This window comes from Nocardioides caeni (genome assembly GCF_004912195.1).
Lineage (GTDB): Bacteria > Actinomycetota > Actinomycetes > Propionibacteriales > Nocardioidaceae > Nocardioides > Nocardioides caeni.
Map to the genome: position 1 here is coordinate 421896 of NZ_STGW01000001.1, position 25289 is coordinate 447184.

Sequence of the window (25289 nt, forward strand, 5' to 3'; positions counted from 1 at the left end):
CCTTCACGCGTGATGCTTCACCACACGGCTCTCGGCTCCGCCGGGAGCCGTGTGGTCTTTCTCCACGGCCTCTTCGGCCAGGGCAAGAACTGGACCGGCATCGCCAAGCGCCTCGCCGAGCGCCACCGCGTGCTGCTCGTCGACCTTCCTCACCACGGGCGTTCGCCGTGGCCCGAGCGCTTCGACTACCTGGAGACCGCCGAGGCCGTCACGGACCTCATCGACGAGGTGGCCGGCCAGGAGCAGGTCGCCGTGGTCGGTCACTCGCTCGGCGGCAAGACGGCGATGGTGCTGACCCTGCTCCATCCCGAGCGCGTCTCGCGCCTGTGCGTCGCCGACATCTCGCCGGTCGCGCTGCAGGGCAGTCGCGAGTTCCCCGGCTACTTCGCGGCCCTGCAGGGGCTCGACCTCGCCGCGGTCGACAAGCGTGACGACGCGGACCGGATGCTCGCCGGGGCCGTGCCCAACACGACGGTCCGCTCCTTCCTGCTGCAGAACCTGCGGCGCGACGCGGCCGCCCCGCACGGCTGGTCGTGGCAGGTCAACCTCGAGGTGCTGGCCCACGACCTCGACGTCATCAGCGACTGGCCGGCCGAGCGGTTGGCCGACCGTCCGCCGTACGACGGGCCGGTGCTGTGGCTCGCCGGCGGACGCTCCGACTACGTGCGGCCCGAGCACGAGCCCGCGATGGACCGCTGGTTCCCGCGCAACCGCAAGGTGACGATCAAGAACGCCGGGCACTGGCTGCACTCCGAGCAGCCGGACATCTTCGTGGAGGCCGTCAGCCGATTCCTCGGCGACTGACGCCCAGGGCCCGGATCGGGGAAGGTCAGGCCTCCTCGGCCTGGCGGGCGCGATAGGCGGCGACCGCGTTGCGGTTGCCGCAGGTCACCGAGCAGAAGCGCTTGGACCGGTTGCGGGACAGGTCGAGCACGACGCCGTCGCAGGACTCGTCGGCGCAGAGGGCCAGGCGCGACATGTCGTCGGCGCGGATGACGTCGATCATCGCCATCGCGGTCTCCACGACGATCCGCTCGGCCAGCGGTGCCTGCGGGTCGACGGCGTGGAGGTGCCAGTCGTAGCCGTCGTGGCGACGCAGCTGCGGCAGCGCCTGGGCGTCGCGGAGCAGGTCGTTGACAAGCGCCGCTGCTCGGTCGCGGTCGGCGGTGAGCAGGGTGCGCAGCCGGGGGAGCACGGCCCGGACGGCCGCGAGCTCGGCCTCGTCGCCGTCGCGGCGGCCGGTGTAGCCGAACTCCGACAGGAACTCGTCGAGGGCAGCGGGGGTGTCGAGGGTGACCGGCTCGAGCGTGGAGTTCACGAGCGCCGTCGCGGCCTGGAGCGCCATGGCCGTGTCATGAGCGAAAACCACTTTGACAGGTTACATCACGCCGGACTACCGTCATGGGCCATGAGCACCATGACCCGTGACAGCGCCGTGCGCACGCCGCTCAGCGCCGGGCTCGCGCTGGCGCTCACGTCGGCGACCGCCTTCGGGATGTCGGGCGCCCTCGCCCGGCCGCTGCTCGACGCCGGGTGGACGGCCGGCAGCGTCGTCCTGCTCCGGATCGCGATCGGGGCGCTCGTCGTCGCCCCCTTCGGGGTGGCCGCACTCCGTGGGCGTTGGCACCTGCTGCGTCGGGGCGCGCCGACCGTCCTCCTCTACGGAGGCCTGGCGGTCGCCGGTGCCCAGTTCTGCTACTTCTCGGCCGTGCAGACCATGGACGTCGGACCGGCCCTGCTCATCGAGTACACCGCACCTGCGGCCGTCGTGGGCTGGATGTGGCTCGTCCACGGGCAGCGGCCCGGACCGATGACCCTGGCCGGCGCCGTGGTGGCCGGTCTCGGCCTGCTCCTGGTCCTCGACCTCTTCTCCGGCGCCGACTTCGACGCGCAGGGCGCGGCGTGGGCACTGGCGGCGATGGTGGGATGCGCGACGTACTTCGTCATCTCCGCCGACGAGCGCAGCGGGCTGCCGCCGCTCGCGCTTGCCGCCGGAGGACTCGTCGTCGGCGGTGCCCTCCTCGGAGTGCTCGGCCTCGTCGGCCTGATGCCGCTGGCGACCTCGGCCGCGACCGTGACCTACGCCGGCATCGACGCGGCCGCCTGGGTGCCGATCGTGCTGCTCGGCCTGGTCACCGCCGCGCTGGCCTACGTGACGGGCATCGAGGCCAGCCGGCGGCTGGGCTCGCGGCTCGCGTCCTTCGTCGCGCTCAGCGAGGTCCTGATCGGCGTGCTGTGGGCGTGGCTGCTGCTCGACCAACTCCCCGCCGCGATCCAGCTGCTCGGTGGCGCGCTGGTCGTTGCCGGCGTGGTCGCCGTCAAGGTCGGCGAGCGAGCCGTGGTCACCGACGAGCCCGTCACCGTCTGAGGTCGGCTGCTCCTGCCTCAGCGCCCGGATCGGAGAAAATGGGGCGACCCGGTGCAACAGATCGGCCCGCTGCGACGTGTTTCGTGCGTGGATGTGGCCATGGAGCAGGAGCACGACGTCGCGGCGAATGACTTCGCCGCGTGGGCGGAGGCCCGGATCGCGTCTCTGCTGCGCTTCGGCTACCTGGTGACGGGATCCCAGCAGGCCGCGGAGGAGGCGGTCCAGGCGGCGCTGGTGAGGGCGTGTGAGAGGTGGGGCCGGATCAGCCGGACGCAGGACCCGGACCAGTACGTGCGGCGGATGGTCGTCAACGGGCACGTGTCCGCGTGGCGCAGCTCCCGACGGCGGGAGTCGCCCGTCGCGGAGGTGCGTGGCACCGTCGCGGCCGACCCGGCCGACACGGTGGCGCGGAGCGACGCCGTGTGGCGGATGTGCTCCGGGCTCCCGACCCAGCAGCGAGCCGCCGTCGTGCTGCGCTTCTACGAGGACCTGGACTATCCCGAGATCGCCGCGATCCTCGACGTCGCCGAGCCCACGGTGCGGTCCCACGTCCACCGAGCGCTCGCGGCGTTGCGTCGCGAGCTGGCGAGCCAGCACGCAGGGGAGGAGGAGGAGTGATGGAGGAGCATGAGCTCGAGGAGCTGGTGCGCGGCGGCCTCGCCGAGCGCGCCGGCTCGGCCGACGTCCATGCGCTGGGTGTCGGCGAGGTGCGCCGAGCCGTCGCCCAGCGCCGCCGACGGCGCTGGCTGGTGTCGGCGGCCGCCGCCGCGGTCGTGGCGGTCGGTGCGGCCACCGCGGTCGTGAGCACCGATGGTGCCGACGACCCGCCGCCCGTCGCGACCGAGCCCACGGACGGCGCGGCTGCCCCCGGCTGGCGCACCGAGTCGTGGGGTGGGTTGACTGTCGAGGTCCCAGCGGACTGGGGGTACGGCGGTGCGCCCCTGTCCTTCGCTGGCGACACCAGCGCCTGCCCGCCGGCCTATGTCAGCGGAGACTGGGTCTCTGGTTGGGTAGGACGACCGGTCCTCCTGTCCGACGTCTGTGCGCGCTATCCGTGGCTGGAGAACTCTCCGCAGGAGGATGACCCCACGCCGTACGTCTGGCTGGGCGGTGACGTCGAGGTCGGCACGGTCACCTGGCCCGGTGGCCTGGTCCAGGAGACGGTCGAGGCCGAGGGAGAGCGGCTGACGGTTGCGAGCACGGACCCGGACCTGCGGGCCCGGATCATCGCGTCGGCCCGTCCGGTCGAGGTCTGTCCGGCCTCGTCGGCGACCATCCCGGACGGCTCCTCCGGCATGTCCGACGAGGGGAGGGGCGACCCGATCGATGCCGTGGTCTGCGCCTACCGTCTGGAGGAGGGCGCGTTCCGGCTGACCTATGCCCGGGCGACCACGGCTGACGTCGTCGACCAGGCGTGGTCGGCGCAGGCCGAGGCGTCCGCGGTCGGTGCTCCGACGGCCTGCTCGCGCGAGGTGCGGCAGTACGTCAGCGTGCAGGCGCGCTACGACGACCCGTTCGGAGCCCAGCCGCTCGTCCAGCGAGCGGTCTTCCGCTTGGGTTGCACCGGCGAGGTGGATCTCGGCACCGACTTCTTCGACCACCCCAACCGGCTGCGGACGAAGTTGGTCCGCGACGGCGTCGTCCCGTGGGCCGTCGACCCGGGGATCGCCTCCGTCGTGAGCGCCCCGACGGACGCGCAGTTCCTGGCCGGCTGGCTCATCGGCATGCAGGGCTGACTCTCGTCGGCGAGTGGGTCAGAGCAGGTCCTGCCGTTTGACGACGACTTCTCGCACGATCAGCAGGATCGCCGCGGCCACGGGGATCGCGAGCAGGGCTCCGACGACGCCGAGCAGGCCCGCGCCGATCAGTGCCGCGATGACGATGACGGCACCGGGCAGGTCGACGGACTTGCTCATCACCCGCGGGTAGACGACGTAGTTCTCGACCTGCTGGTAGATCACGTAGAAGATCACGCACGCGATGCCGGTCTTGATGTCGGTGGCGAAGGCGATCGCCGAGACGATCACGGCGCCGAGGGTGGCACCGATCATCGGGATGACGTCGAGCACGGCCACGACGAAGGCCAGCGCGACGGCGTACTCGCCGATCTCGGTGAACGACAGGAAGATCAGCGACGTGATGCCGGCGCACAGCGCCACCACGAACGCACCGGAGACATAGCCGCCGATGTTGGCGATCACCTTGTCGCCGATCGCGGCCACCCGCGAGCGACGCGAGGCCGGGGCGAGACGGTAGACCGCGGTGGTGGTCGTGCGCAGCGAGGCGAGGAAGTAGAGCGTCAGCACGACGATCACGAACATGTTGAACAGCGCCGAGATGATCTTGATGCCGAAGCCCAGCGCGCCGCCGAACAGGGCCGAGACGAAGTCACCGTCGGTGATCTTGGCCTCGATCTTGTCGATGACGTCGTACTCGTCGTTGAGCTCCTGGATCCGCTTGTTCTCCTGGAGCTGGTCGAGCCAGATCGGCGCGTTCTTGGTGAGCGCGCTGACCTGGTCGGTGATCACCGGGACGATCGCCACGAGGAACAGCGCGACCGCACCCAGCGCGAGCAGGATCACGACGGTGACCGAGAACGAGCGCCGCAGCCCACGCCTCTCGAGGAGCTCGACGGCCGGGTTGAGCCCGGCGGCCAGGAAGAACGCGACCACGATCATCATCAGCACCGAGCCGATGCTGGTGACGGCCTGGAAGAGCCACCACGCCGTCAGTGCTCCGAGCGCGCCGACGAAGCCGTAGTAGAACGGCGAACGGCGGTCGAACGGCTTGCCCGGGGCGCCGTAGGGCGCGGGCGCGGGGGTCGGCGACGCGGGGTCGATCCCCGCATGACCGGCGACGCTGTCGAGCTGGTCGTCGGTCGGGCCTGCCCCGCCGTCGCTCAACTCTCGTCCTCGCCGAAGCCGGCGACGAGGTCGGCCAGCGAGCTGAGCTGGGCGGTGATCGCGGCCCGTCGCTTGGTGAGCCGGTCGAGCTCGGCCCGGCGGCTCGCGATCTCACGCTGCACCTCGGCGTCACCGCTGGCGGTGATGGCCTCGGCCTGGGTCCGGGCCGACACGATGATCTGCTCGGCCTCGCGCCGCGCCCGGGTCAGGATGCCCTCGGACTCCGACTGGGCTGCGCTCCGGTTGGCCGTCGCCTGCTGGTTGGCCTCGGACGCGCGGGCCTCGGCGGCGTTGGCGCGCTCCTCGGCCTCCTCGACCAGGCGGCGGGTCTCCGCGACCGCGGTGTTGTGGTGGTCGGTGGCCTCGCGAGCCAGTCGCTCCTTCTCCACGGCCAGTGCCCGCCGGGCCTCCTGCACCTCGCGGTCGACGGCCGCACGGGCCTGCTCGACGTCGCGCTGCGCCTGGCTGCGCTGCTCGGAGACCTCCTGCTGTGCCGCGAGACGCAGCTGGTCGGCCTCCCGCCGGGCCCCGGCGAGAGTGTCCTCGGCCTCGCTCTTGGCGAGTGAGCGCTCCTGCTCCGCGTCGGTCAGCAGACGGGTGCGGTTCTCCTCCAGCTCACGCAGCTGGACGGCCCGCATGTCGTCGGCCTCGCGGGCAGCCTCCGCCCGGATCGCCTTGGCGTCGCGGGTGGCCTGGTCACGGATCTCGGTGGCGTCGGCCTCGGCGATCGACCGGATCTCGCCCGCCTCCTCCTCGGCGAGGCGCAGCATCGCGCTGGCCCGACCGCCGAGTCCGGCGTAGGACGGGTTCTCCGCCTCGGCCAGCTCGGCCTTGAGGCGGGCGACCTCCTTGTCGAGGTCGATGACCCGCTGCTCGGACTCGGTGAGGCTCGCGCCGAGAGTGGCCTTCTCGCTGGCCAGCTGTCGGATCTGGGCGTCGACGGCGTCGCGGTCGTAGCCGCCCTTGCGGACGATCGGCAGGCCGCCGGCGGTGGACTGGGCGCCGTAGCCGGTCGGGCGGGCCGCCGACGTCGAGGCGGCACTCGCCGGGCGCTGGGCCGCGGGGGCAACCCGCTGCGCCGTGGGAGCGGCCGGTGTTGCAGGCCGTTCGGCCGCGCGCTGGGCGGGGATCACCTGGGTCGGTTCGTCGTCGGCCTTCGTGCTCACGGTCGTGGACTCCTCGGTCGGGGTGGGCTCGTCGTCGAAGATGGACAGACCCTGGTCGCTCATGGAATGAGGCTCCCTGGTTGGTGCGTGCATGGGGGGGACCGGTCAATGATCCCCGATCGGCTCGCCGTTTCCCAGCAGGCCCCACCGGTGGGGCCTGCGTCACAGCTCGGATGGCCGGCGGTGGTGGAGATGACGAACAGGGGCCCGCGCGAGATCGCGCGAGCCCCTGCTCGTCGTACGGCGTGCGGCGCGGCCTGTTCTGTTCAGGTCGGCCGGGTGGGATCAGATGCCCCGGAAGAGGTTGATCTTGTCGAGGTGCTGGGCGCGCATCTCGGGCTTCGTCACGCCCAGGCCCTCCTCGGGGGAGAGGCACAGGACGCCGACCTTGCCCTGGTGCTTGTTGTGGTGGACGTCGAGGGCGGCCTGGCCGGTGTCCTCGAGCTTGTAGGTGCGCGAGAGGGTGGGGTGGATCTTGCCCTGCGCGATGAGGCGGTTGGCCTCCCACGACTCGCGGTAGTTGGCGAAGTGGCTGGAGATGATCTTCTTGAGGTTCATCCACAGGTAGCGGTTGTCGTACTCGTGCATGTAGCCCGAGGTGGAGGCGCAGGTGGTGATGGTGCCGCCCTTGCGGGTGACGTAGACCGAGGCGCCGAAGGTCTCGCGGCCGGGGTGCTCGAAGACGATGTCGATGTCCTCGCCGCCGGTGAGCTCGCGGATGGCCTTGCCGAAGCGCTGCCACTCCTTGGGGTTCTGCTTCGTGCCCTCCTCGTTCCAGAACTTCGGAGCGAGCTCGGAGCGGTTGATGACGTGCTCGGCGCCCATGTTGCGCACGATCTGGGCCTTCTCCTCGTTGGAGACCACGCAGATCGGGTTGGCGCCACCGTTGAGGGCGTACTGGGTGGCGAAGCCGCCGAGGCCGCCGGAGGCGCCCCAGATCAGGACGTTGTCGCCCTGCTTCATGTTGCCGCCGTTGGCGGAGACGAGCTGGCGGTAGGCGGTGCAGTTGACCAGGCCGGGGGAGGCGGCCTCCTCCCAGGTGAGGTGCTCGGGCTTGGGCATGAGCTGGTTGGCCTTGACCATGGCGACGTCGGCGAGGCCGCCGAAGTTGGTCTCGAAGCCCCAGATGCGCTGGGAGGGGTCCATCATCGTGTCGTTGTGGCCGTCGGGGGCCTCGAGCTCGACGGAGAGGCAGTGCGCGACGACGCGGTCGCCGGGCTTCCACTTGGTGACGCCGGCGCCGACGGCGAGCACGACGCCGGACAGGTCCGAGCCCACGATGTGGTAGTCGAGGTTGTGGCGGGCGCCGAGCTCGGACTCGCGACCGTAGCGCTCGAGGAAGCCGAAGGTGGAGACGGGCTCGAAGATCGAGGTCCACACGGTGTTGTAGTTGATCGCTGAGGCCATGACCGCCACGAACGCCTCGCCCGGACCGAGCTCGGGGAGGGCCACGTCGTCGACGTGGAGAGACTTGCGCGGGTCCTTGTCGCGGGAGGCGACGCCTTCGAACATGTCGACCTCGTCCTTGTGCACCGTGACGGCGCGGTAGGACTCGGGAAGCTCGAGGTTGGCGAAGTCCTCCGGGGAGGTGTCGCCGGATTCGGCGGCCTGGATGGCGTCGAGGATGTGCTGCACGATCGTCGTCTCCTGGTTGTCTGCGATGGGGTGGGCGCTCGGCCCCGGCGGAAGATTACCCATCGGTAATGTTCGAGGGGGCACTTCGTGACCGTCGTCTCACGGACGGGGCGCACCCGGCATGCGCCACCATAGGCCCGTGACGTTGCATTCGGGTCGCTCTGGGCAGGCGGGCACGGACCCGCGGGTGGACGCGGGAGCCGCCGTGGCGGCCGTCGCGATCGACGTCAACGCCGACGTGGGGGAGTCCTTCGGACGCTGGGAGCTGGGCGACGACGCGGCCCTGATGCCGCACCTCACCAGCGCCAACGTGGCCTGCGGCTTCCACGCGGGCGACCCGCTGACCCTGCGGAGGACCTGCGAGTCCGCCGTCGAGCACGGCGTGCGGATCGGCGCCCAGGTCGGCTACCGCGACCTCGCCGGCTTCGGTCGGCGCTACATCGAGATGCCGGCTGCCGACCTCGAGGCCGACGTGCTCTATCAGCTCGGTGCCCTCGACGGCATCGCCCGGGCAGCGGGCGGGCAGGTCTCCTACGTCAAGCCCCACGGCGCGCTCTATCACGCGGTCCAGAGCCGGTCGACGGTCGCGCGAGCGGTGCTGCGGGCCGTGGCCGCCTTCAACGACGCCCACGGCGTCGAGCTGCCCGTCCTCGGACAACCGGGCGCCACCTTCCTCGACGTCGCCGACGACACCGGGATCACGGCGATCGCCGAGGGCTTCGCCGACCGGGCCTACCGTCCCGACGGGACGCTGACACCTCGGTCCGAGCCGAGCGCCGTGCTCACCGACCCGACCGACGTGGCTGCGCAGGCGGTCCTGCTCGCGCACGCCGGCGACGTCCGCTCGCTGTGCGTCCACGGCGACTCGCCCGGCGCACCTGCCCTCGCCGCCGCCGTGCGCCAGGCCCTCGCCGAGACGGGGATCGACGTCCGGCCCTTCACGTGAGGACCCTCCCGTACGGCGACCGCGGGCTCCTGGTCGAGCTGGCCGACACCGCGGACGTGGTCGCCGTGGCCGACATCGTCCGCGCCCACCCCGCTGCGCCCGAGCTGCTCGCCGACCTCGTCCCCGGTGCACGGACGGTGCTGCTCGTGGCGCGACCTGGAGTGGCGGTGGAGCGCCTGCGGGGGATGGTCCCTGCCCACAAGCACCGGATTTCGCCGAAATCCGGTGCCTTTGGGCAGGGACTATCCCGGCCGGAGGTGGAGGTCGTGGTCCCGGTGACCTACGACGGCCCGGACCTCGCGGACGTCGCCCGTCTCACCGGGCTCGGAGAGGCCGACGTGGTGGCCGCGCACACGGGCCGGCCGTGGCGCGTGGCCTTCGGCGGCTTCGCCCCCGGCTTCGCCTACCTCGTCGGCGGCGATCCTCGCCTGCAGGTGCCCCGGCTCGAGCGGCCCCGGACCGAGGTCCCCGCTGGAGCCGTGGGGCTGGCGGGGGAGTTCAGCGGCATCTACCCACGCCGGAGTCCCGGAGGCTGGCAGCTCATCGGCCGCACCGAGCTGGTGATGTGGGACCTCGAGCGGTCCTCGCCCGCCCTGCTCGCCGCAGGCACGACGGTCCGGTTCGAGGCGGTCGGGTGAGCGACCTCGTCGTGACCGCGGTCGACGGCGGCCCCTGCCTCATCGAGGACGAGGGGCGGCCGGGCCATGCCGCGATCGGCGTCGGCGCCAGCGGCGCGGCCGACCGGGCGTCGTACTCCCTGGGGAACCGGATGGTCGGCAACGCGCCCGGCGCCGCCGCGGTCGAGGTGGTGCTCGGCGGGCTCGAGGTCCAGGCGGCCGGCTACGTCACGGTCTGCGTCACCGGCGCCCCGACGCCATTGCGGGTGGACAGCCGTGCCGAGCCGTCGGGCGCCGTCCTGACGCTGCGGCCGGGCCAGCGCCTGCGCCTCGGCACGCCGCCGAGCGGGTTGCGCTCCTACGTGGCGATCCGCGGGGGAGTCGACGTCGCGAGTGTCCTCGGCTCGCGCTCCCACGACCAGCTCGCGGCGCTCGGTCCCGCGCCGCTGGTGCCGGGGACGACGCTGCCGGTGGGGCACGCGGCTGCCGGGCCGATCCTCGTCGACGCGGTCTCCCCGGCGTCGTACGACCGGGAGGCGGAGCTGCGGGTCGTGCCCGGCCCGCGTGCCGACTGGTTCGCCGATCCCGGACAGCTCGTGCGCGACACCTGGGTGGTGGGCCCCGAGAGCAACCGGGTCGGCCTCCGGCTGACCGGCACGCCGCTCGCCGCCGTCCGCGACCGCGGTCAGCTGCCCAGCGAGGGCGCCCTGCGCGGTGCGATCCAGGTCCCACCGGACGGGCTGCCGGTCGTCTTCGGGCCCGACCACCCCGTCACCGGTGGCTATCCGGTCGTCGGGGTCATCGTCGACGCCGACATCGACCGGCTCGCCCAGCTCCGCCCCGGCGATCCACTCCGCCTCCGCTGGAAATGACGAAGTGCGGGAGTTTCTCGCCCGAAGTGGGCCGGTTTCTCACCCGGGACCCGCATCTCGGGTGAGAAACCCCCGCACCTCGTGCGAGAAACCCTCGCACCTCGGCGGGGTCAGTGGGCTGGCGCGCCCTGAGCGGGCTCGACGAGCTCCACCAGCACGCCGCCGGCGTCCTTGGGGTGGATGAAGTTGATGCGACTGTCAGCGGTGCCGCGCTTGGGCTCGGGGTAGAGCAGCCGCAGGCCGCGCTCGCGCAGGATCGCGGACACCTCGTCGATGCTCTCGACGCGGTAGGCCAGCTGCTGGAGGCCCGGGCCGCTGCGGTCGATGAACTTGGCGATGGTCGACTCGGGGCTCAGCGGAGCGAGCAGCTGGATCTTCGAGTCGGTGTCGCCGACGGCGATCATCGCCTCGCGCACGCCCTGCTCCTCGTTCGTCTCCTCGTGCGCGACGACCATGCCGTAGGTGTCGCGATAGAAGGCGATCGCCTCGTCCAGGTCCGGCACGGCGATGCCGACGTGGTCGATGGCGGTGAAGAGGTGCGTGGGAAGAGTGCTCATGGAGGCCATTGTGCCGGGTCGTCCCGTGTGACGAGCGCCTCAGCGACCGCGGGCTGGACCGCTCGATCACCCCGGCTACCGGCGAGTAGAGTCGATCGGGTTCGCACCGTCGTACGACGGAGTCCGACCCACCCTGCGGAGGAAGCATGTCCGACAACCCCAGCGTCATCGTCGCCGGCGCCCGTACGCCGATCGGTCGCCACCTCGGCGCCCTCAAGACCCTGTCGGCCGCCGACCTCGCGGGCGTCGCCATCAAGGGCGCGCTGGAGAAGGCCGGCGTCTCCGGTGACCAGGTCGACTACCTGATCGTCGGCCAGGTGCTGCAGGCCGGTGCCGGCCAGAACCCCGCCCGCACCGCCGGTCTGGCCGCGGGCCTGCCGCCGCAGGTGCCCTCGATCACGATCAACAAGGTGTGTCTGTCGGGCATCAACGCCATCGCCCAGGCCGACCAGCTGATCCGCGCCGGCGAGGCCGACATCGTCGTCGCCGGTGGCACCGAGTCGATGACCCAGGCGCCCCACCTGCTCCCGAAGTCCCGCGAGGGCTTCAAGTACGGCGACACCGCGCTCGTCGACTCGCTGGCCTATGACGCGCTCTTCGACCAGGCCACCCAGCAGGGCATGGGCAACCTGACCGAGTCGACCAACGCGTGCCGTGAGACCCCGCTGACCCGTGATGAGCAGGACGCCGTCGCGGCCCGCTCCCACCAGCTCGCCGCCGCCGCCCAGAAGAACGGCGTCTTCGACGACGAGATCGTCCCGGTCTCGATCCCGCAGCGCAAGGGCGACCCGGTCGTCGTCAGCAAGGACGAGGGCGTCCGTGGCGACACCACCGCCGAGAGCCTCGCCGCGCTGCGTCCCGCGTTCTCCAAGGACGGCACCATCACCGCGGCGTCCTCCTCGCAGATCTCCGACGGCGCCGCCGCCGTGGTCGTCACCAGCAAGAAGAAGGCCGAGGAGCTCGGCCTGCCGATCCTCGCCGAGATCGTGAGCCACGGCCAGGTCGCCGGCCCGGACTCCACGCTGCAGCTGCAGCCCGCCAACGCCACCAAGAAGGCGCTCGACAAGGCGGGCCTGACCGCCGCCGACCTCGACCTGGTCGAGTTCAACGAGGCGTTCGCCGCCGTCGGCATCGAGTCGGCGCGTGCGCTCGGCATCGACGAGGACAAGGTCAACGTCAACGGTGGCGCCATCGCCATCGGTCACCCGCTGGGCGCCTCCGGTGCGCGGATCACGCTGCACCTCGCCCTCGAGCTCAAGCGCCGCGGCGGTGGCCTCGGTGCCGCCGCGCTGTGCGGTGGTGGCGGCCAGGGCGACGCGCTCGTGCTGCGCGTCCCGGCCAGCTGACCGACCGGTCCGACCGGCTCATCTGATCGGCCCATCGGCTTGACCGAAGCATCCACCGGGAGCGGCCGTCGCGGGATCACCGCGGCGGCCGTTCCTGGCATCGTGGACAAGGCCCGTGGCGGCGACCCTCGCTCGGTGGGTCGACTGGTGTCGCTCGTCGAGGACGAGTCGCCGCTGCTGCCCGAGGTGATGCGGGCGCTGGCGCCCCATGCCGGCCGGGCCCATGTCGTCGGCATCACGGGCTCGCCCGGCGTCGGCAAGTCCACCTCGACCAACGCCCTCATCGGTGAGCTGCGGCGGCGCGGCCACCGGGTCGCCGTACTGGCCGTGGATCCGTCCTCCCCGTTCTCCGGCGGCGCGCTCCTCGGCGACCGGATCCGGATGGGCGACCACGTGCTCGACCCGGGTGTGTTCATCCGCTCGATGGCCGCGCGCGGCCACCTCGGCGGACTCGCCTGGACGACCCCCCAGGCCCTTCGGGTGCTCGACGCTGCGGGCTTCGACGTCGTCCTGGTCGAGACCGTCGGCGTCGGCCAGAGCGAGGTCGAGATCGCCGGCCAGGCCGACACCACCATCGTCCTGCTCGCGCCCGGGATGGGCGACGGGATCCAGGCGGCCAAGGCCGGCATCCTCGAGATCGGCGACCTCTACGTCGTCAACAAGTCCGACCGCGACGGTGCCGACAAGGTACGACGCGACCTGCGGTCGATGCTCGGGCTGGCCGAGCGCCGCGACGAGGCCTGGCGTCCGCCTGTCCTCAAGACCACCGCATCGTCGGGCCAGGGCGTCGAGGACGTCGTGGACGCGATCGAGGAGCACCGCTCCTGGCTGGAGACCAGTGGCGAGCTCCGGCGCCGGCGCGTGCGCCGGGCGCGGGACGAGATCGAGACGATCGCGCTGACCGCACTGCGCCGGCGGTGGGGCTCGGTGGGGTCCGGGGACCGGCTCGACGAGCTGGCCGAGGCCGTGGTGTCGGGGGCGACGGACGCCCACACGGCGGCCGACGAGCTGCTCGCCTGAGCGTCGACCCGCCGGTCAGCCCCAGAACCGGAAGCCGAGGATCCACCCCGGCGACCTCGTCGCGACCACCGGCCGGACCGTCGCCTGCTCGGCGTCGATGATCCCGAACGTGTCCGTCCGTCGGCCGTAGCGGAGCCCGTCGCCCAGCCCGATCACGACGGACGCCTGCTCGCGTCCCTCGGTTGCGTCGTCGGAGCGCAGCGGGATCCGGACCACGACCTCCCGCGAGCCGGCGGGGATGCTCACGCGGCGGCGCAGCGCCGGGAGGTCCGGGCCCACGGTCGCGGTGCCGGAGCGGGTGGCGAGGACGACACTGGTCCTGCGTCCGGCGCTCGCGTCGAGACGGAGCCTCACGGTGGCGTGCTGGCCCTCGACGCCGCCACGAGCCGAGACCGCCACGTGGGGCCGGGGGAAGCCGGGACGTCCGCGCTCGTCGAGCGCGGCGAAGCAGTAGCCGCGCTGCCGCGCGACCCGGACGACCTTGGCGACCGCGCGGACCGAGAGCGGCGACCGGTTGACGCCGTCGTGCTGGAGGACGATGTTGCCGCCGCGACGCAGCGACCCGAGGATCCGGTTCGCGATCTGGTCGGTGGTGCCGCTCGCCCAGTCCTGCGAGTCGATCGTCCACAGCACGGGCAGGAAGCCCGCGCGCCGGATCGCTGCCCGCACGCGCGGGTTGATGGCGCCGTACGGCGGGCGCATCAGGCGGGTCGGGTGGACCCCGACCCGGCGCAGCGCCCGGTCGGTCGAGCGCAGCGACCTGACCACCTGGCGGTTGGGCCTGGCGGTCAGCTGATCGTGGGCCCAGGAGTGGTTGGCGATGAAAAAGCCGGCGCGCTCCATCCGTCGCAACAGCGCACCGTTGCCCTCGACGCGCTGCCCCACCACGAAGAAGGTTGCGGGCACGTGCTTGTCGATCAGGAGGTCGAGGAGGTCGGAGGTCGCGGCTGCCGAGGGTCCGTCGTCGAAGGTCAGCGCGATCTGGCCCTTGCAGCGCCGCGGGCTGCGGGGCGTGGGCCGGTGCGGCTTGGCTGAGGCGAGTCGGATCGCGTCCCCCTGCGGCACCAGCGGGTGCGGGCCGGGCCGACTGGGGAGGGGGGCGAGGCCGGCGAGGAGGAGCGAGAGCAGGACCGTCACGCCCACGGCCACCCGGGCCGGATGGCGGCCCAGCCGACGCAGGAGGGAGGCGAACACGCAGCAACTATGAGGGGAATTCCGCCGTTTCGCTGTATTTCGCCCGACTTGACGCCGGTCACGTTCCGAATGCGGCGACGGACGTCCCAACTGCGAGGATGGGCGGCGTGAAGGACGTCGTCATCCTCGGCTCGACCGGCTCGATCGGGACCCAGGCGCTGGACCTGGTCCGTGCCAATCCGGATCGGTTCCGGGTCGTCGGCCTGACCGCCGGCGGCGGCAACCGCGAGCTCTTCGAGCAGCAGGTCGCCGAGTTCTCGCCCACCTTCCACGGCCTGGGGGAGGAGGCGAGTGTCGAGGCCGCCGGTCGCCCGTGCGACGTGGTGCTCAACGGCATCACCGGTGCGGTGGGTCTCCGGCCGACGCTCGCTGCTCTCGACGCCGGTACGACGCTCGCGCTCGCCAACAAGGAGTCACTCGTGATGGGTGGCCCGCTGGTTCTGGACCGAGCGGCGCCCGGGCAGATCGTCCCGGTCGACTCCGAGCACAGCGCCCTGGCCCAGTGCCTGCGGGTCTCGGGCCAGGCAGACGCGGGCCACCGCGACGTCCGCCGCCTGGTTCTCACGGCGAGTGGAGGTCCCTTCCGCGGACGCAGTCGAGCAGATCTCGCCGGCGTCACCCCCGAGCAGGCGGCCGCCCACCCCACGTGGGACATGGGTCCCGTCATCACGATCAACTCGGCGACCCTCGTCAACAAGGGTCTCGAGGTGATCGAGGCCCACCTGCTCTTCGGGATCCCCTACGACCGGATCGAGGTCGTCGTCCACCCGACGAGCGTCGTGCACTCGATGGTGGAGTTCGTCGACGGCACGACCATCGCCCAGGCGAGCCCGCCGACCATGCTCATCCCGATCGCGCTCGGCCTCGACTGGGACCTGCGGGTCCCCGACGCCGCCCCCGCGGTCGACTGGACGCGCACCGAGACGTGGGAGTTCCACCCGCTCGACGACGAGGCCTTCCCGGCCGTGGCACTGGCGCGCGAGGCGGGCGCCAGGGGTGGCACCGCTCCCGCGGTCTACAACGCCGCCAACGAGGTCGCCGTGGACGCATTCCGGGCCGGGCGCCTGCCATTCACCGGGATCGTCGACGTGGTCGCCAGCGCGGTAGCCGAGCACGACGTACCCTCGGGGGAGACGATCTCTCTCGAGACCGTCCTCGCTGCCGATGGGTGGGCGAGAGAGACTGCCGCGCGGCTCGTCGACGACCTTGGATGACACCCGCGCCTGAGATCCGCCCACCGACCCCGACCGAGATCCGCCCACCGCTGAGGACACCGCCCCACCGCCATGACCGCTCTGCTCTATCTCCTCGGCGTGCTGATCTTCGTCGTCGCCATCCTCGCGTCGATCGGACTGCACGAGCTCGGTCACATGATCCCCGCCAAGAAATTCGGGGGGAAGGTCACCCAGTACTTCATCGGCTTCGGGCCGACGGTGTGGAGCAAGCAGGTCGGCGAGACGGAGTACGGCGTCAAGGCGATCCCGCTCGGCGGCTACGTCAAGATCATCGGGATGCTGCCTCCCGCCGCCGCGGAGGTCGCGGAGCAGGTCGAGGTGGATGCCGCGGGCAACCCCGTCTACAAGGTCCGCAAGTCCAACACGGGCATGTTCACCCAGCTCATCTCCGACGCGCGAGCCGCCGAGTGGGAGCTGGTGGGCCCGGAGGACTCCGAGCGCCTGTTCTACAAGCTGCCGTGGTGGAAGAAGGTCATCGTCATGGGCGGCGGCCCGTCGGTGAACATCCTCATCGCGTTCGGCATCTTCGCCGGGGTCTTCGCGACCTATGGCAACCCCAGCGACGAGCAGGTCGGGACGACCATCGATCAGGTCTACGCCTGCGTGCTGCCGGGCGAGGAGTCGGGCCGGGTGTGCACCGACGAGGAGGTCCGCGACCAGCCCACGCCGGCCTACGCCGCGGGCCTGCAGCCCGGCGACCGCGTCGTGTCGTTCAACGGCACGACGATCGAGGACTGGTCGCAGGTGCAGGGGCTGGTGCGCAGCAACGGCACCGGCACGGCGGAGATCGTCGTGGAGCGCGATGGACGAGAGGTCGTGCTCACCACGACCACGATCGTGCGTCCTCCCGACCGGGCGGGCGAGCCGACCGACGAGCGCGTGGGCTACCTGGGTGTGCTCCCCGACTCCAGTGCCACGACCGGCGGCGTGCTCTACACGATCGAGCAGATGGGGCACATGACGGTCGACGTCGCGAAGTCGCTCGGCACGCTCCCGCAGAAGGTCTGGGGCGTGGCGAAGGCCATCGTCGGAGTCGAGGAGCGTGACCCGCTCGGTCCGGTCAGCATCGTCGGGGGAGGCCGTCTGGCCGGCGAGGTCGCCTCGCACGAGGAGATCACCCTCGAGGACAAGGCCGTCTCGCTGCTGATGCTGATCGCCGGGTTCAACTTCTTCATCGGCATGTTCAACTTCGTGCCGCTGCTCCCGCTCGACGGCGGCCACATCGCCAGTGCGCTGTGGGAGGCGACACGTCGCGGATTCGCCCGGCTCTTCCGCCGCCCCGACCCGGGTTACGTCGATGCGGCGAAGCTGCTGCCGGTGGCCTACGTCGTGGCCTCGGCCCTGCTGGTCATGGGTGTGGTGCTGATCGTCGGCGACCTCGTCGTGCCGGTGCACCTCGACTCCTGATTCCGCGGGTCCGCGGACTAACCTTGGGGACATGACGTCGATCAGCCTGGGCATGCCGTCGGCCCCTCCGCCGGTGCTCGCCCCCCGTCGCACGACGCGCCAGATCAACGTGGGCAAGGTCGGTGTGGGCAGCGACCACCCGATCTCGGTGCAGTCGATGACGACGACGCTGACCTCCGACGTCAACACGACCCTGCAGCAGATCGCCGAGCTGACCGCTGCCGGCTGCGACATCGTCCGGGTGGCCTGCCCGAGCCAGGACGACGCCGATGCCCTTGCCGAGATCGCCCAGCACAGCCAGATCCCGGTCATCGCCGACATCCACTTCCAGCCGAAGTACGTGTTCGCAGCGATCGACGCCGGCTGCGCCGCCGTCCGCGTGAACCCCGGCAACATCAAGAAGTTCGACGACCAGATCAAGGAGATCGCGAAGGCTGCGAACGACCGCGGCACGTCGATCCGGATCGGCGTCAACGCCGGCTCCCTCGACAAGCGCCTGCTGGAGAAGTACGGCAAGGCCACGCCCGAGGCGCTCGTCGAGTCCGCGGTGTGGGAGGCCAGCCTCTTCGAGGAGCACGGCTTCCGTGACTTCAAGATCTCGGTCAAGCACAACGACCCGGTCGTGATGGTGCGCGCCTACGAGTTGCTCGCCGAAGCCGGCGACTGGCCGCTCCACCTCGGGGTCACCGAGGCCGGACCGGCCTTCCAGGGCACGATCAAGTCGGCGACGGCCTTCGGCGCGCTGCTCTCCCGTGGCATCGGCGACACGATCCGGGTCTCTCTCTCGGCCCCGCCGGTCGAGGAGGTCAAGGTCGGGATCCAGATCCTGCAGTCGCTCAACCTCCGCCCCCGCAAGCTCGAGATCGTCTCCTGCCCCTCCTGCGGTCGCGCCCAGGTCGACGTCTACACCCTCGCCGAGCGGGTGACCGCGGGCCTCGACGGCCTCGAGGTCCCGCTGCGCGTGGCCGTGATGGGCTGCGTCGTCAACGGTCCCGGGGAGGCCCGCGAGGCCGACCTCGGCGTCGCCTCCGGCAACGGCAAGGGGCAGATCTTCGTCAAGGGCGAGGTCATCAAGACCGTGCCCGAGGCCGAGATCGTGGAGACCCTCATCGAGGAGGCGATGAAGATCGCCGAGAGCATGGAGCCGGTCGAGGGCGCCGAGGCGACGGTCTCGGTCTCCTGAGCTCGGGACCGTCGGACCTGTCCCGGCGATAGGCTCCGATCGTGTTGACGACCCGGCACGGCGTGCGCGCTCTCGGCAGCGCGGACCTGCCCGCCTTCCTGGAGCTGACCGACGAGGATCCCGTCGTCAACGTCTTTGCCGTGCACCGGGCGACCACCACGAACCTCGAGCCACGCTGGCTCGGCGGGGAGATGTGGGGCCGCTTCGAGGACGGCGACCTGGTCGCCGCGTGCCATGTGGCGGCCAACCTGGTGCCCGTCCAGGCCGGACCGGAGGATGCGATCGTCTTCGCCGACCGGGCCCTCGGCGCGCGCCGTACGGCCTCGACCATCGTGGGCCCGCAGCTCGCCGTGGAGGCCTTCTGGGACCGCGTCGCGCCGCGCTGGGGCCAGGCGCGGGACGTGCGCTGGGACCAGCGTCACCTGGCCATCGACGACGTTCCTCTGGTCGACCCCGACCCGGGGGTGCGGGCCAGTGTGCGCGGTGATCTCGAAACCCTCTATCCGGCGTGCGTGGCGATGTACACCGAGGAGGTCGGGATCTCGCCCGAGGTCGGCGGTGGCGCCGACCTCTACCGTGCGCGGGTCGCTCAGCTGATCGGCCGCGCCTGGTCCTTCGTGCGGTACGACGGCGACGAGCTCGTCTTCAAGGCGGAGGTGGCGTGCGCCAGCCCGGCGGCGGCCCAGATCCAGGGGGTGTGGGTGCCGCCGCACCGGCGGGGTGAGGGCATCGCCACCGCGGGGATGGCGGCCGTGGTGCACCAGGTCCGTGCCCGGATCGCCCCCACGGTGTCGCTCTACGTCAATGACTGGAACACGCCGGCCCGGCGGGTCTACGAGGAGGTCGGCTTCATCGAGACGGCCCGCTTCGCCACCGTCATGTTCTGACCCGGATCCGGGGCTGACGACGGCCCGAGGCAGCCGGTGTGCGCTGCGACGGCGGCCGGCGGATCAGTGCTCGCCGAGGCGGGGGAGCCCGTTCCACAGGAGCCGGGTGGTGATGTCGGTGACCTCCTCGAGCCCCAGGCCCGGGTTGTCCTGCCACCAGCGGGCTATCCCGTCGGTGCCGGTGATGAGGAGCTCGACGACGACCGTGGCGGCCGGCGAGCCGGGCGCGACGCCGGAACGGTCCAGGTCGGGACCGAGCATGGTCGCGACTGCCTGGGTGCGCGCGATCCGGAAGGAGCTGATCACCTGGTCCAGGTCGCCGTCACCGGTCGGGATCGGGTCGACCAGAAGGCGGCGGGCGGCGGGTCGCTGGTGGGCGAAGGACAGGTAGGCGCGGATGGTGGCGCGCATGCGCTCGCGGCCGGCGCCGGCGCCGGTGATGCCCGCGCCGACGTCGGAGAGCATCGCCGCGTTCTGCGTGCCGAGGACGTGGAGGTAGAGCTCCCGCTTGGAGCGGAAGTGGTCGTAGAAGACCGTCCGGCTGACGCCGGCGGCCGAGGCGATCTCGCCGAGCGCCGCGGCGTCGTAGCCGCGTTCGGCGAAGACTTCGACGGCAGCAGCCTCGATCCGCTCCCGGCGCGCGGGCGCGGTGAGCCGGCGGCGCACGGTGTCGGCGGTGGTCATGGTGCCTCCAGGGGCCGGACGGGACCTCGCCCCGCCACCAACACCCGTGTCGGTTGATTGCGCGGAAGGTCTTGACCAGTTGTGTCGTGGGTCACGATACTCACCCGAAGAAGTTACCGACAGTGGTGTCGGTTGAACCGAGACATGGGGTGATTCGCCATGGCACAGCGCCTGGACCGTCGTACGTTGCTCTCCTCTGCCGGAGCCGTCGGCGCTGGTGCCGCACTGGCGAGTGCCGGTGCACCGGCCTTCGCTGCCTCGCCCGGCAAGAAGGCCGTCGTGCTCGGCGGCGGCATGGCGGGCCTCACCGCCGCCCACGAGCTGATCGAGCGCGGCTTCTCCGTCACGGTCTTCGAGCCTTCTGCCTGGGGCGGCAAGGCGCGCAGCATCCCGGTCGCCGGCACCGGCGCCGGCGGGCGGGCCGATCTCCCCGGAGAGCACGGCTTCCGCTTCTTCCCGGGCTTCTACCACCACGTTCCGGACACGATGCGGCGCATCCCGTTCGGCTCCGGCACGGTCGGCGACAACCTCGTCGCGGCCGAGGGCGGCAAGTTCCTGCGGGGCGGCGACCGCGCGGACGCCTTCGTCTTCGGCATCGGCCCGGACCCGGCGCAGCTGTTGACCGTGGACGGCCTGCGGCGCTACCTGATGGACAACCTCGGTGGCCACGCGGTGCCGCCGCACGAGCTCGTCTACTTCGTCGAGCGGCTGCTGGTCTTCCTCACGAGCTGCGACGAGCGACGGCTCGGCCAGTGGGAGAAGGTCAGCTGGTGGGACTTCGTCGGCGCGGGCAAGCGTTCGGCGCCGTACCAGAACATCCTCGCAGCCGGCCTGACCCGCAACCTGGTGGCCGCCAAGGAGACGATCGCCAGCACCCGCACGATCGGCAACATGGGCGAGGCCTTCATCTACAACATCATGGGCCGCGGCAACGACGGAGCACTCGACCGCGTGCTCGACCTGCCCACCAACGAGGCCTGGATCGATCCCTGGATGACGCTCCTGAGGGGCCTCGGGGTCCAGTTCGTCTCCGGTCAGCGGCTGGTCCGCTACGAGACCGGCGGTGGCCGGATCACCGCCGCCGTCCTCGCGGATGCCCACGGCGCGACGACACGGGTCGAGGCCGACTGGTTCGTCAGCGCCATGCCGGTCGAGCGGGTCGTCCCGACCCTCACCTCACAGGTGCTGGCGCTCGACCCCGGTCTGGCCGGGCTCACGTCGCTGCAGACCGACTGGATGGTCGGCATCCAGTACTTCCTGCGCGAGCACGTCGACATCACCAAGGGGCACATCACCTTCATCGACTCCCCGTGGTCGCTGACGGCGTTGACCCAGGGGCAGTTCTGGGAGGATCGCGTGATCTCCCGCGACTACGGCGACGGCGAGGTCGTCGACATCCTGTCGGTCGACATCTCCAACTGGGACAAGCCGGGCATCCTCTACGGCAAGACCGCCAAGGAGTGCACCGCCGAGGAGATCGCCGCCGAGGTCTGGGCACAGATCACCGACCACCAGACGGCCGGCAAGGTGCTGCCCGACGACATCGTCCACTCGTGGTTCCTCGACCCGGGCGTGCAGTGGGACCCCGCGAGGCGCCGCAACAGCAACGAGACGCCGCTCCTGGTCAACACCGTCGACACCTGGCGCAAGCGCCCGACGGCGCGCACGAAGATCCCGAACCTGCTGATGAGCGGCGACTTCGTCCAGACCGACATCGACCTCGCCACGATGGAGGGTGCCAACGAGTCCGCGCGTCACGCCGTCAACGCGATCCTGGACGAGTCGCGCTCGACCGCCGCCAGGGTGAAGACCTACAAGCTCTATGACCCGCCGGAGTTCGCGCTGCTCAAGAACGTCGACAAGGTCCTCTTCAAGCTGGGTCAGAAGAACCTGCTCGACCTCGGGTGAGCGCGGGTACTGGTTCGCGGCGCGCGGAACTGCGGCCCTAGGCTGGGCGAGTGCTGATGCGGATGTCGACCCTGTTCGTTCGGACCCTGCGCGAGGACCCCTCGGACGCCGAGGTCCCGAGCCACCGGCTGCTCGTGCGGGCCGGTTACATCCGCCGTGCCGCGCCGGGCATCTACACCTGGCTCCCGCTGGGGCTGAAGGTGCTCGCCAAGGTCGAGGGCATCATCCGCGAGGAGATGGACGCGATCGGCGCGCAGGAGGTCAGCTTTCCCGCGCTGCTGCCCCGTGAGCCCTACGAGGCGACCAACCGCTGGACCGAGTACGGCGACGGCATCTTCCGGCTCAAGGACCGCAAGGATGCCGACTACCTGCTCGGTCCCACGCACGAGGAGATGTTCACGCTCCTCGTCAAGGACATGTACTCGTCCTACAAGGACCTGCCGCTGAGCCTCTACCAGGTGCAGACCAAGTACCGCGACGAGGCCCGTCCGCGTGCGGGGCTGCTGCGCGGCCGCGAGTTCATCATGAAGGACTCCTACTCCTTCGACGTCGACGACGCGGGCCTCGATGCGGCCTACCAGCGCCATCGCGACGCCTACGTCCGGATCTTCGACCGCCTCGGTTTCGACTACGTCATCGTCAAGGCGACGGCCGGCGCGATGGGGGGCTCGAAGTCCGAGGAGTTCCTCGCCAACGCCGCGGTCGGCGAGGACACCTACGTCCGCTGCACGAACTGCGACTACGCCGCCAACGTCGAAGCCGTGCAGGTGCGTCCGCCCGCCGCGACGTCGTACGACGAGGTGCCGGCCGCGCACGCCGAGGACACCCCGGACACTCCGACGATCGACAGTCTGGTCGACCACCTCAACGCGGCCTTCCCGCGGGCGGACCGACCCTGGACCGCGGGGGACACCCTCAAGAACGTCATGGTCGTGCTCAAGCACCCCGACGGCACCCGCGAGCCCCTCGCCATCGGCCTCCCCGGCGATCGCGAGGTCGACCAGAAGAGGCTGGAGGGCCAGCTCGAGCCGATCGAGGTCGAGGCGATGGACGAGGCCGAGTTCGCGAAGCACCCCGCACTGGTCAAGGGCTACATCGGCCCCGGCGCGCTGGGGGAGGGCAACGACGCCGGCGGCAGCTCGGGAATCAGGTACCTGCTCGACCCCCGCGTCGCCGAGGGCACCCGCTGGGTCACCGGCGCCGACGAGCCCGGCCGCCACGTCATCGACCTGGTCGCCGGTCGGGACTTCACCGGTGACGGCACCATCGAGGCCGCCGAGGTCCGCGACGGCGACGCCTGCCCGAACTGCTCGGACGGCACCCTCGAGTCCGCGCGCGGCATCGAGATGGGCCACGTCTTCCAGCTCGGCCGCAAGTATGCCGAGGCGCTCGATCTCAAGGTGCTCGACGAGAACGGCAAGCTCGTCACGGTCACCATGGGCTCCTACGGCGTCGGCGTCTCCCGCGCGGTGGCCGCGATCGCCGAGGACACCCTCGACGACATCGGTCTCTGCTGGCCGCGCGAGATCGCGCCCGCCGATGTGCACGTCGTCGCCGCGGGCAAGGACCAGGCCGTCTTCGATGCGGCGGAGGCCCTCGTCGCCGACCTGATGGCGGCAGGCGTCGACGTGATCTACGACGACCGGGCGGGGAAGATCAGTCCCGGGGTGAAGTTCAAGGACGCCGAGCTGATCGGCGTGCCCACCATCGTCACGGTGGGCCGCGGCGTGGCCGACCCGGCCAACCGGGTGATCGAGGTCAAGGACCGTCGTACCGGTGACCGGCAGGAGGTCGCGCTCGACGGCGCCGCCGACGTGATCCGCGCGATCGTCACCGGCTGACGGGACCGGGGCCGATGTCGCGGATCAGCTGCCCGGTTCTCGCCCGGCGGACGGCGTCGGCCGCGGAGGCCGCCGCCCTCGTCCGGCCGGGCGACTCGGTCGGGATCAGCGGCTTCACCGGCGCCGGGTTCCCCAAGGCCGTGCCGGTGGCGCTCGCCGACCGGATGCAGGCCGCACGGGCGCGTGGCGAGGACTTCCAGATCGGCCTGTGGTCGGGCGCGTCGACCGGTCCGGCCGTGGACGGCGCCCTGGCCGGTGTGCACGGCCTCTCCAAGCGGCTGCCCTACAACTCGGACCCGGATCTGCGGCGGCTGATCAACGCCGGTGAGGTCGACTACGTCGACGCGCACCTGTCCCATGCCGCGCAGCAGGCGTGGTTCGGCTTCTACGGCGACCTCGACGTCGCGATCATCGAGGTCGCCGCCGTGCTCCCCAACGGACTGCTGGTGCCGGGGACGTCGCTGGGCAACAACAAGACCTGGCTCGAGCGGGCCCACAAGGTCGTTCTCGAGGTCAACAGCTGGCTGCCGCGCGACCTCGAGGGCTTCCACGACGTCTACTACGGCGCCGCCGTCCCGCCTCACCGGATCCCGATCCAGCTGACCCACCCGATGCAGCGGATCGGTGACCCCTATCTGCGTGTCGACCCGTCGAAGGTCGTCGCTGTCGTCGAGACGCACGCGCCGGACCGCAACAGCCCGCTCGACGAGCCCGACGACAACTCGCGGGCGATGGCTGCGCTCCTCGTCGACTTCCTGCGCCACGAGGTCGCCGCCGGGCGGATGCCGCCGGGACTGCTGCCGCTGCAGTCCGGCGTCGGGAGCACGCCGAACGCTGTCATGGAGGGTCTCCTGACGGCCGAGTTCGAGGGGCTGACCTCGTTCACGGAGGTGATCCAGGACGGCCTCCTCGACCTGCTCGACGCCGGGAAGCTCACGTCGGTCTCCGCCACGTCCTTCGGGCTATCGCCCGCCGGTCAACAGCGCTTCCTCGACAACGTCGGCTCCTACAAGGGCCGGGTGCTCCTCCGCAGCCAGGACATCTCGAACCACCCTGAGCTGGTGCGGCGCCTCGGTGTCATCGCGATCAACGGGATGATCGAGGCCGACATCTACGGCAACGTGAACTCCAGCCACGTCATGGGCTCGGCCATCATGAACGGCGTCGGTGGGTCGGGGGACTTCGCCCGCAACGCCTACCTCAACTTCTTCGTCTCGGACTCGCTGGCCAAGGGCGGGGCGATCTCCTCGATCGTGCCGATGGTGAGTCACGTCGACCACACCGAGCACGACGTGCACGTCCTGATCACCGAGCAGGGCCTCGCGGACCTGCGCGGACTGTCGCCGACGGACCGCGCCGATCGGGTGATCGCGCACTGTGCTCATCCGGACTACCGTGACCGGCTGCGTGACTACGTCGACCGCGCTCGAGCCGCCCGACCGGAGGCCCGGCACACGCCGCATCTGCTGGACGAGGCGCTCGGTTGGCACGCGGCCTACCTGCGAGAGGGAAGGATGTGA

Annotated in this window: 23 protein-coding genes; 16 read left to right on the forward strand and 7 right to left on the reverse strand. The window is 71.3% G+C overall.

Translation table 11 applies throughout. The features are described 5' to 3' along the window. Positions 1 to 12 precede the first annotated feature (12 nt). Complete coding sequence (locus tag E9934_RS02095) at positions 13 to 804, forward strand: alpha/beta fold hydrolase (protein WP_136561484.1); 792 nt, start codon at positions 13 to 15, stop codon at positions 802 to 804. A 25-nt stretch (positions 805 to 829) separates the two neighbouring features. Here E9934_RS02095 and E9934_RS02100 read toward each other — a convergent pair whose 3' ends face one another. Further along, positions 830 to 1369 carry a CGNR zinc finger domain-containing protein gene (locus tag E9934_RS02100; RefSeq protein ID WP_136561154.1) on the reverse strand — a complete coding sequence of 180 codons (540 nt, stop codon included), beginning with the start codon at positions 1367 to 1369 and terminating at the stop codon, positions 830 to 832. A gap of 39 nt (positions 1370 to 1408) precedes the next feature. Here E9934_RS02100 and E9934_RS02105 point away from each other — a divergent pair, with 39 nt between their 5' ends. The 3 genes from E9934_RS02105 to E9934_RS02115 all read left to right on the forward strand — a co-directional run bounded on the left by E9934_RS02105 (position 1409) and on the right by E9934_RS02115 (position 4104). Beyond that, positions 1409 to 2368, forward strand: coding sequence for an EamA family transporter (locus E9934_RS02105; RefSeq protein ID WP_136561155.1), 960 nt, complete (start codon positions 1409 to 1411; stop codon positions 2366 to 2368). 99 nt (positions 2369 to 2467) lie between these two features. Further along, positions 2468 to 2986, forward strand: a complete 519-nt coding sequence (locus E9934_RS02110) for a SigE family RNA polymerase sigma factor (RefSeq protein WP_193556855.1) — start codon at positions 2468 to 2470, stop codon at positions 2984 to 2986. Next, a complete protein-coding gene (locus tag E9934_RS02115; RefSeq protein WP_136561157.1) occupies positions 2986 to 4104 on the forward strand; it encodes a hypothetical protein in 1119 nt (372 codons plus the stop codon). Before E9934_RS02110 ends, E9934_RS02115 begins: the two co-directional genes overlap by 1 nt. A gap of 18 nt (positions 4105 to 4122) precedes the next feature. On the opposite strand, the gene E9934_RS02120 is transcribed toward E9934_RS02115, so the two are convergent. The 3 genes from E9934_RS02120 to ccrA all read right to left on the reverse strand — a co-directional run bounded on the left by E9934_RS02120 (position 4123) and on the right by ccrA (position 8072). Beyond that, the gene (locus E9934_RS02120; RefSeq protein WP_136561158.1) at positions 4123 to 5271 is read right to left on the reverse strand and encodes an AI-2E family transporter; all 1149 of its coding nucleotides are present in this window, start codon (positions 5269 to 5271) and stop codon (positions 4123 to 4125) included. After that, the gene (locus E9934_RS02125) at positions 5268 to 6500 is read right to left on the reverse strand and encodes a coiled-coil domain-containing protein (protein ID WP_136561159.1); all 1233 of its coding nucleotides are present in this window, start codon (positions 6498 to 6500) and stop codon (positions 5268 to 5270) included. The genes E9934_RS02120 and E9934_RS02125 overlap by 4 nt, the downstream gene beginning before the upstream one ends. 222 nt (positions 6501 to 6722) lie before the next feature. Continuing rightward, positions 6723 to 8072, reverse strand: coding sequence for a crotonyl-CoA carboxylase/reductase (gene ccrA / locus E9934_RS02130; protein WP_136561485.1), 1350 nt, complete (start codon positions 8070 to 8072; stop codon positions 6723 to 6725). A 187-nt stretch (positions 8073 to 8259) separates the two neighbouring features. On the opposite strand from ccrA, the gene E9934_RS02135 reads away from it, so the two are divergent. From E9934_RS02135 to E9934_RS02145, 3 genes are read left to right on the forward strand one after another with little or no spacing between them, the layout of a single operon-like run. Then, positions 8260 to 9018 (forward strand): LamB/YcsF family protein, encoded by a 759-nt coding sequence (locus E9934_RS02135; RefSeq protein WP_238694698.1) that lies wholly within the window; start codon positions 8260 to 8262, stop codon positions 9016 to 9018. Further along, positions 9015 to 9656, forward strand: a complete 642-nt coding sequence (locus E9934_RS02140) for a 5-oxoprolinase subunit B family protein (RefSeq protein ID WP_136561161.1) — start codon at positions 9015 to 9017, stop codon at positions 9654 to 9656. Before E9934_RS02135 ends, E9934_RS02140 begins: the two co-directional genes overlap by 4 nt. Continuing rightward, positions 9653 to 10507, forward strand: coding sequence for a 5-oxoprolinase subunit C family protein (locus E9934_RS02145; protein ID WP_202977162.1), 855 nt, complete (start codon positions 9653 to 9655; stop codon positions 10505 to 10507). The genes E9934_RS02140 and E9934_RS02145 overlap by 4 nt, the downstream gene beginning before the upstream one ends. A gap of 110 nt (positions 10508 to 10617) precedes the next feature. Here E9934_RS02145 and mce read toward each other — a convergent pair whose 3' ends face one another. Continuing rightward, positions 10618 to 11073 (reverse strand): methylmalonyl-CoA epimerase, encoded by a 456-nt coding sequence (mce, locus tag E9934_RS02150; protein ID WP_379190691.1) that lies wholly within the window; start codon positions 11071 to 11073, stop codon positions 10618 to 10620. Between the two features lie 137 nt (positions 11074 to 11210). On the opposite strand from mce, the gene E9934_RS02155 reads away from it, so the two are divergent. After that, positions 11211 to 12410 carry an acetyl-CoA C-acetyltransferase gene (locus E9934_RS02155; protein ID WP_136561163.1) on the forward strand — a complete coding sequence of 400 codons (1200 nt, stop codon included), beginning with the start codon at positions 11211 to 11213 and terminating at the stop codon, positions 12408 to 12410. Positions 12411 to 12485: 75 nt separating this feature from the next. Further along, complete coding sequence (gene meaB, locus E9934_RS02160) at positions 12486 to 13430, forward strand: methylmalonyl Co-A mutase-associated GTPase MeaB (RefSeq protein ID WP_136561487.1); 945 nt, start codon at positions 12486 to 12488, stop codon at positions 13428 to 13430. A 15-nt stretch (positions 13431 to 13445) separates the two neighbouring features. Here meaB and E9934_RS02165 read toward each other — a convergent pair whose 3' ends face one another. Next, positions 13446 to 14624 carry a polysaccharide deacetylase family protein gene (locus E9934_RS02165; RefSeq protein ID WP_158294896.1) on the reverse strand — a complete coding sequence of 393 codons (1179 nt, stop codon included), beginning with the start codon at positions 14622 to 14624 and terminating at the stop codon, positions 13446 to 13448. 107 nt (positions 14625 to 14731) lie between these two features. Between E9934_RS02165 and E9934_RS02170 the strand changes: the two genes are divergently transcribed. The 4 genes from E9934_RS02170 (at position 14732) to E9934_RS02185 (ending at position 19336) form a co-directional block, all read left to right on the forward strand. After that, positions 14732 to 15838, forward strand: a complete 1107-nt coding sequence (locus E9934_RS02170; RefSeq protein WP_238694700.1) for a 1-deoxy-D-xylulose-5-phosphate reductoisomerase — start codon at positions 14732 to 14734, stop codon at positions 15836 to 15838. 72 nt (positions 15839 to 15910) lie between these two features. Further along, the gene (locus E9934_RS02175; RefSeq protein WP_136561166.1) at positions 15911 to 17266 is read left to right on the forward strand and encodes a M50 family metallopeptidase; all 1356 of its coding nucleotides are present in this window, start codon (positions 15911 to 15913) and stop codon (positions 17264 to 17266) included. A gap of 31 nt (positions 17267 to 17297) precedes the next feature. Beyond that, complete coding sequence (gene ispG / locus E9934_RS02180; protein ID WP_136561167.1) at positions 17298 to 18449, forward strand: flavodoxin-dependent (E)-4-hydroxy-3-methylbut-2-enyl-diphosphate synthase; 1152 nt, start codon at positions 17298 to 17300, stop codon at positions 18447 to 18449. 41 nt (positions 18450 to 18490) lie between these two features. Beyond that, the gene (locus E9934_RS02185; RefSeq protein ID WP_136561168.1) at positions 18491 to 19336 is read left to right on the forward strand and encodes a GNAT family N-acetyltransferase; all 846 of its coding nucleotides are present in this window, start codon (positions 18491 to 18493) and stop codon (positions 19334 to 19336) included. A 63-nt stretch (positions 19337 to 19399) separates the two neighbouring features. Here the strand turns inward: E9934_RS02185 and E9934_RS02190 are convergent, their stop codons facing one another. Further along, positions 19400 to 20020, reverse strand: a complete 621-nt coding sequence (locus tag E9934_RS02190; RefSeq protein ID WP_136561169.1) for a TetR/AcrR family transcriptional regulator — start codon at positions 20018 to 20020, stop codon at positions 19400 to 19402. A gap of 159 nt (positions 20021 to 20179) precedes the next feature. Between E9934_RS02190 and E9934_RS02195 the strand changes: the two genes are divergently transcribed. Genes E9934_RS02195 through E9934_RS02205 form a run of 3 tightly spaced genes read left to right on the forward strand, consistent with a single transcriptional unit; the run spans position 20180 to position 25289 of the window. Next, a complete protein-coding gene (locus tag E9934_RS02195; RefSeq protein WP_136561170.1) occupies positions 20180 to 21928 on the forward strand; it encodes a hydroxysqualene dehydroxylase in 1749 nt (582 codons plus the stop codon). Between the two features lie 50 nt (positions 21929 to 21978). Beyond that, positions 21979 to 23769, forward strand: coding sequence for a proline--tRNA ligase (locus tag E9934_RS02200; protein ID WP_136561171.1), 1791 nt, complete (start codon positions 21979 to 21981; stop codon positions 23767 to 23769). A 14-nt stretch (positions 23770 to 23783) separates the two neighbouring features. After that, the gene (locus E9934_RS02205) at positions 23784 to 25289 is read left to right on the forward strand and encodes a succinate CoA transferase (RefSeq protein ID WP_136561172.1); all 1506 of its coding nucleotides are present in this window, start codon (positions 23784 to 23786) and stop codon (positions 25287 to 25289) included.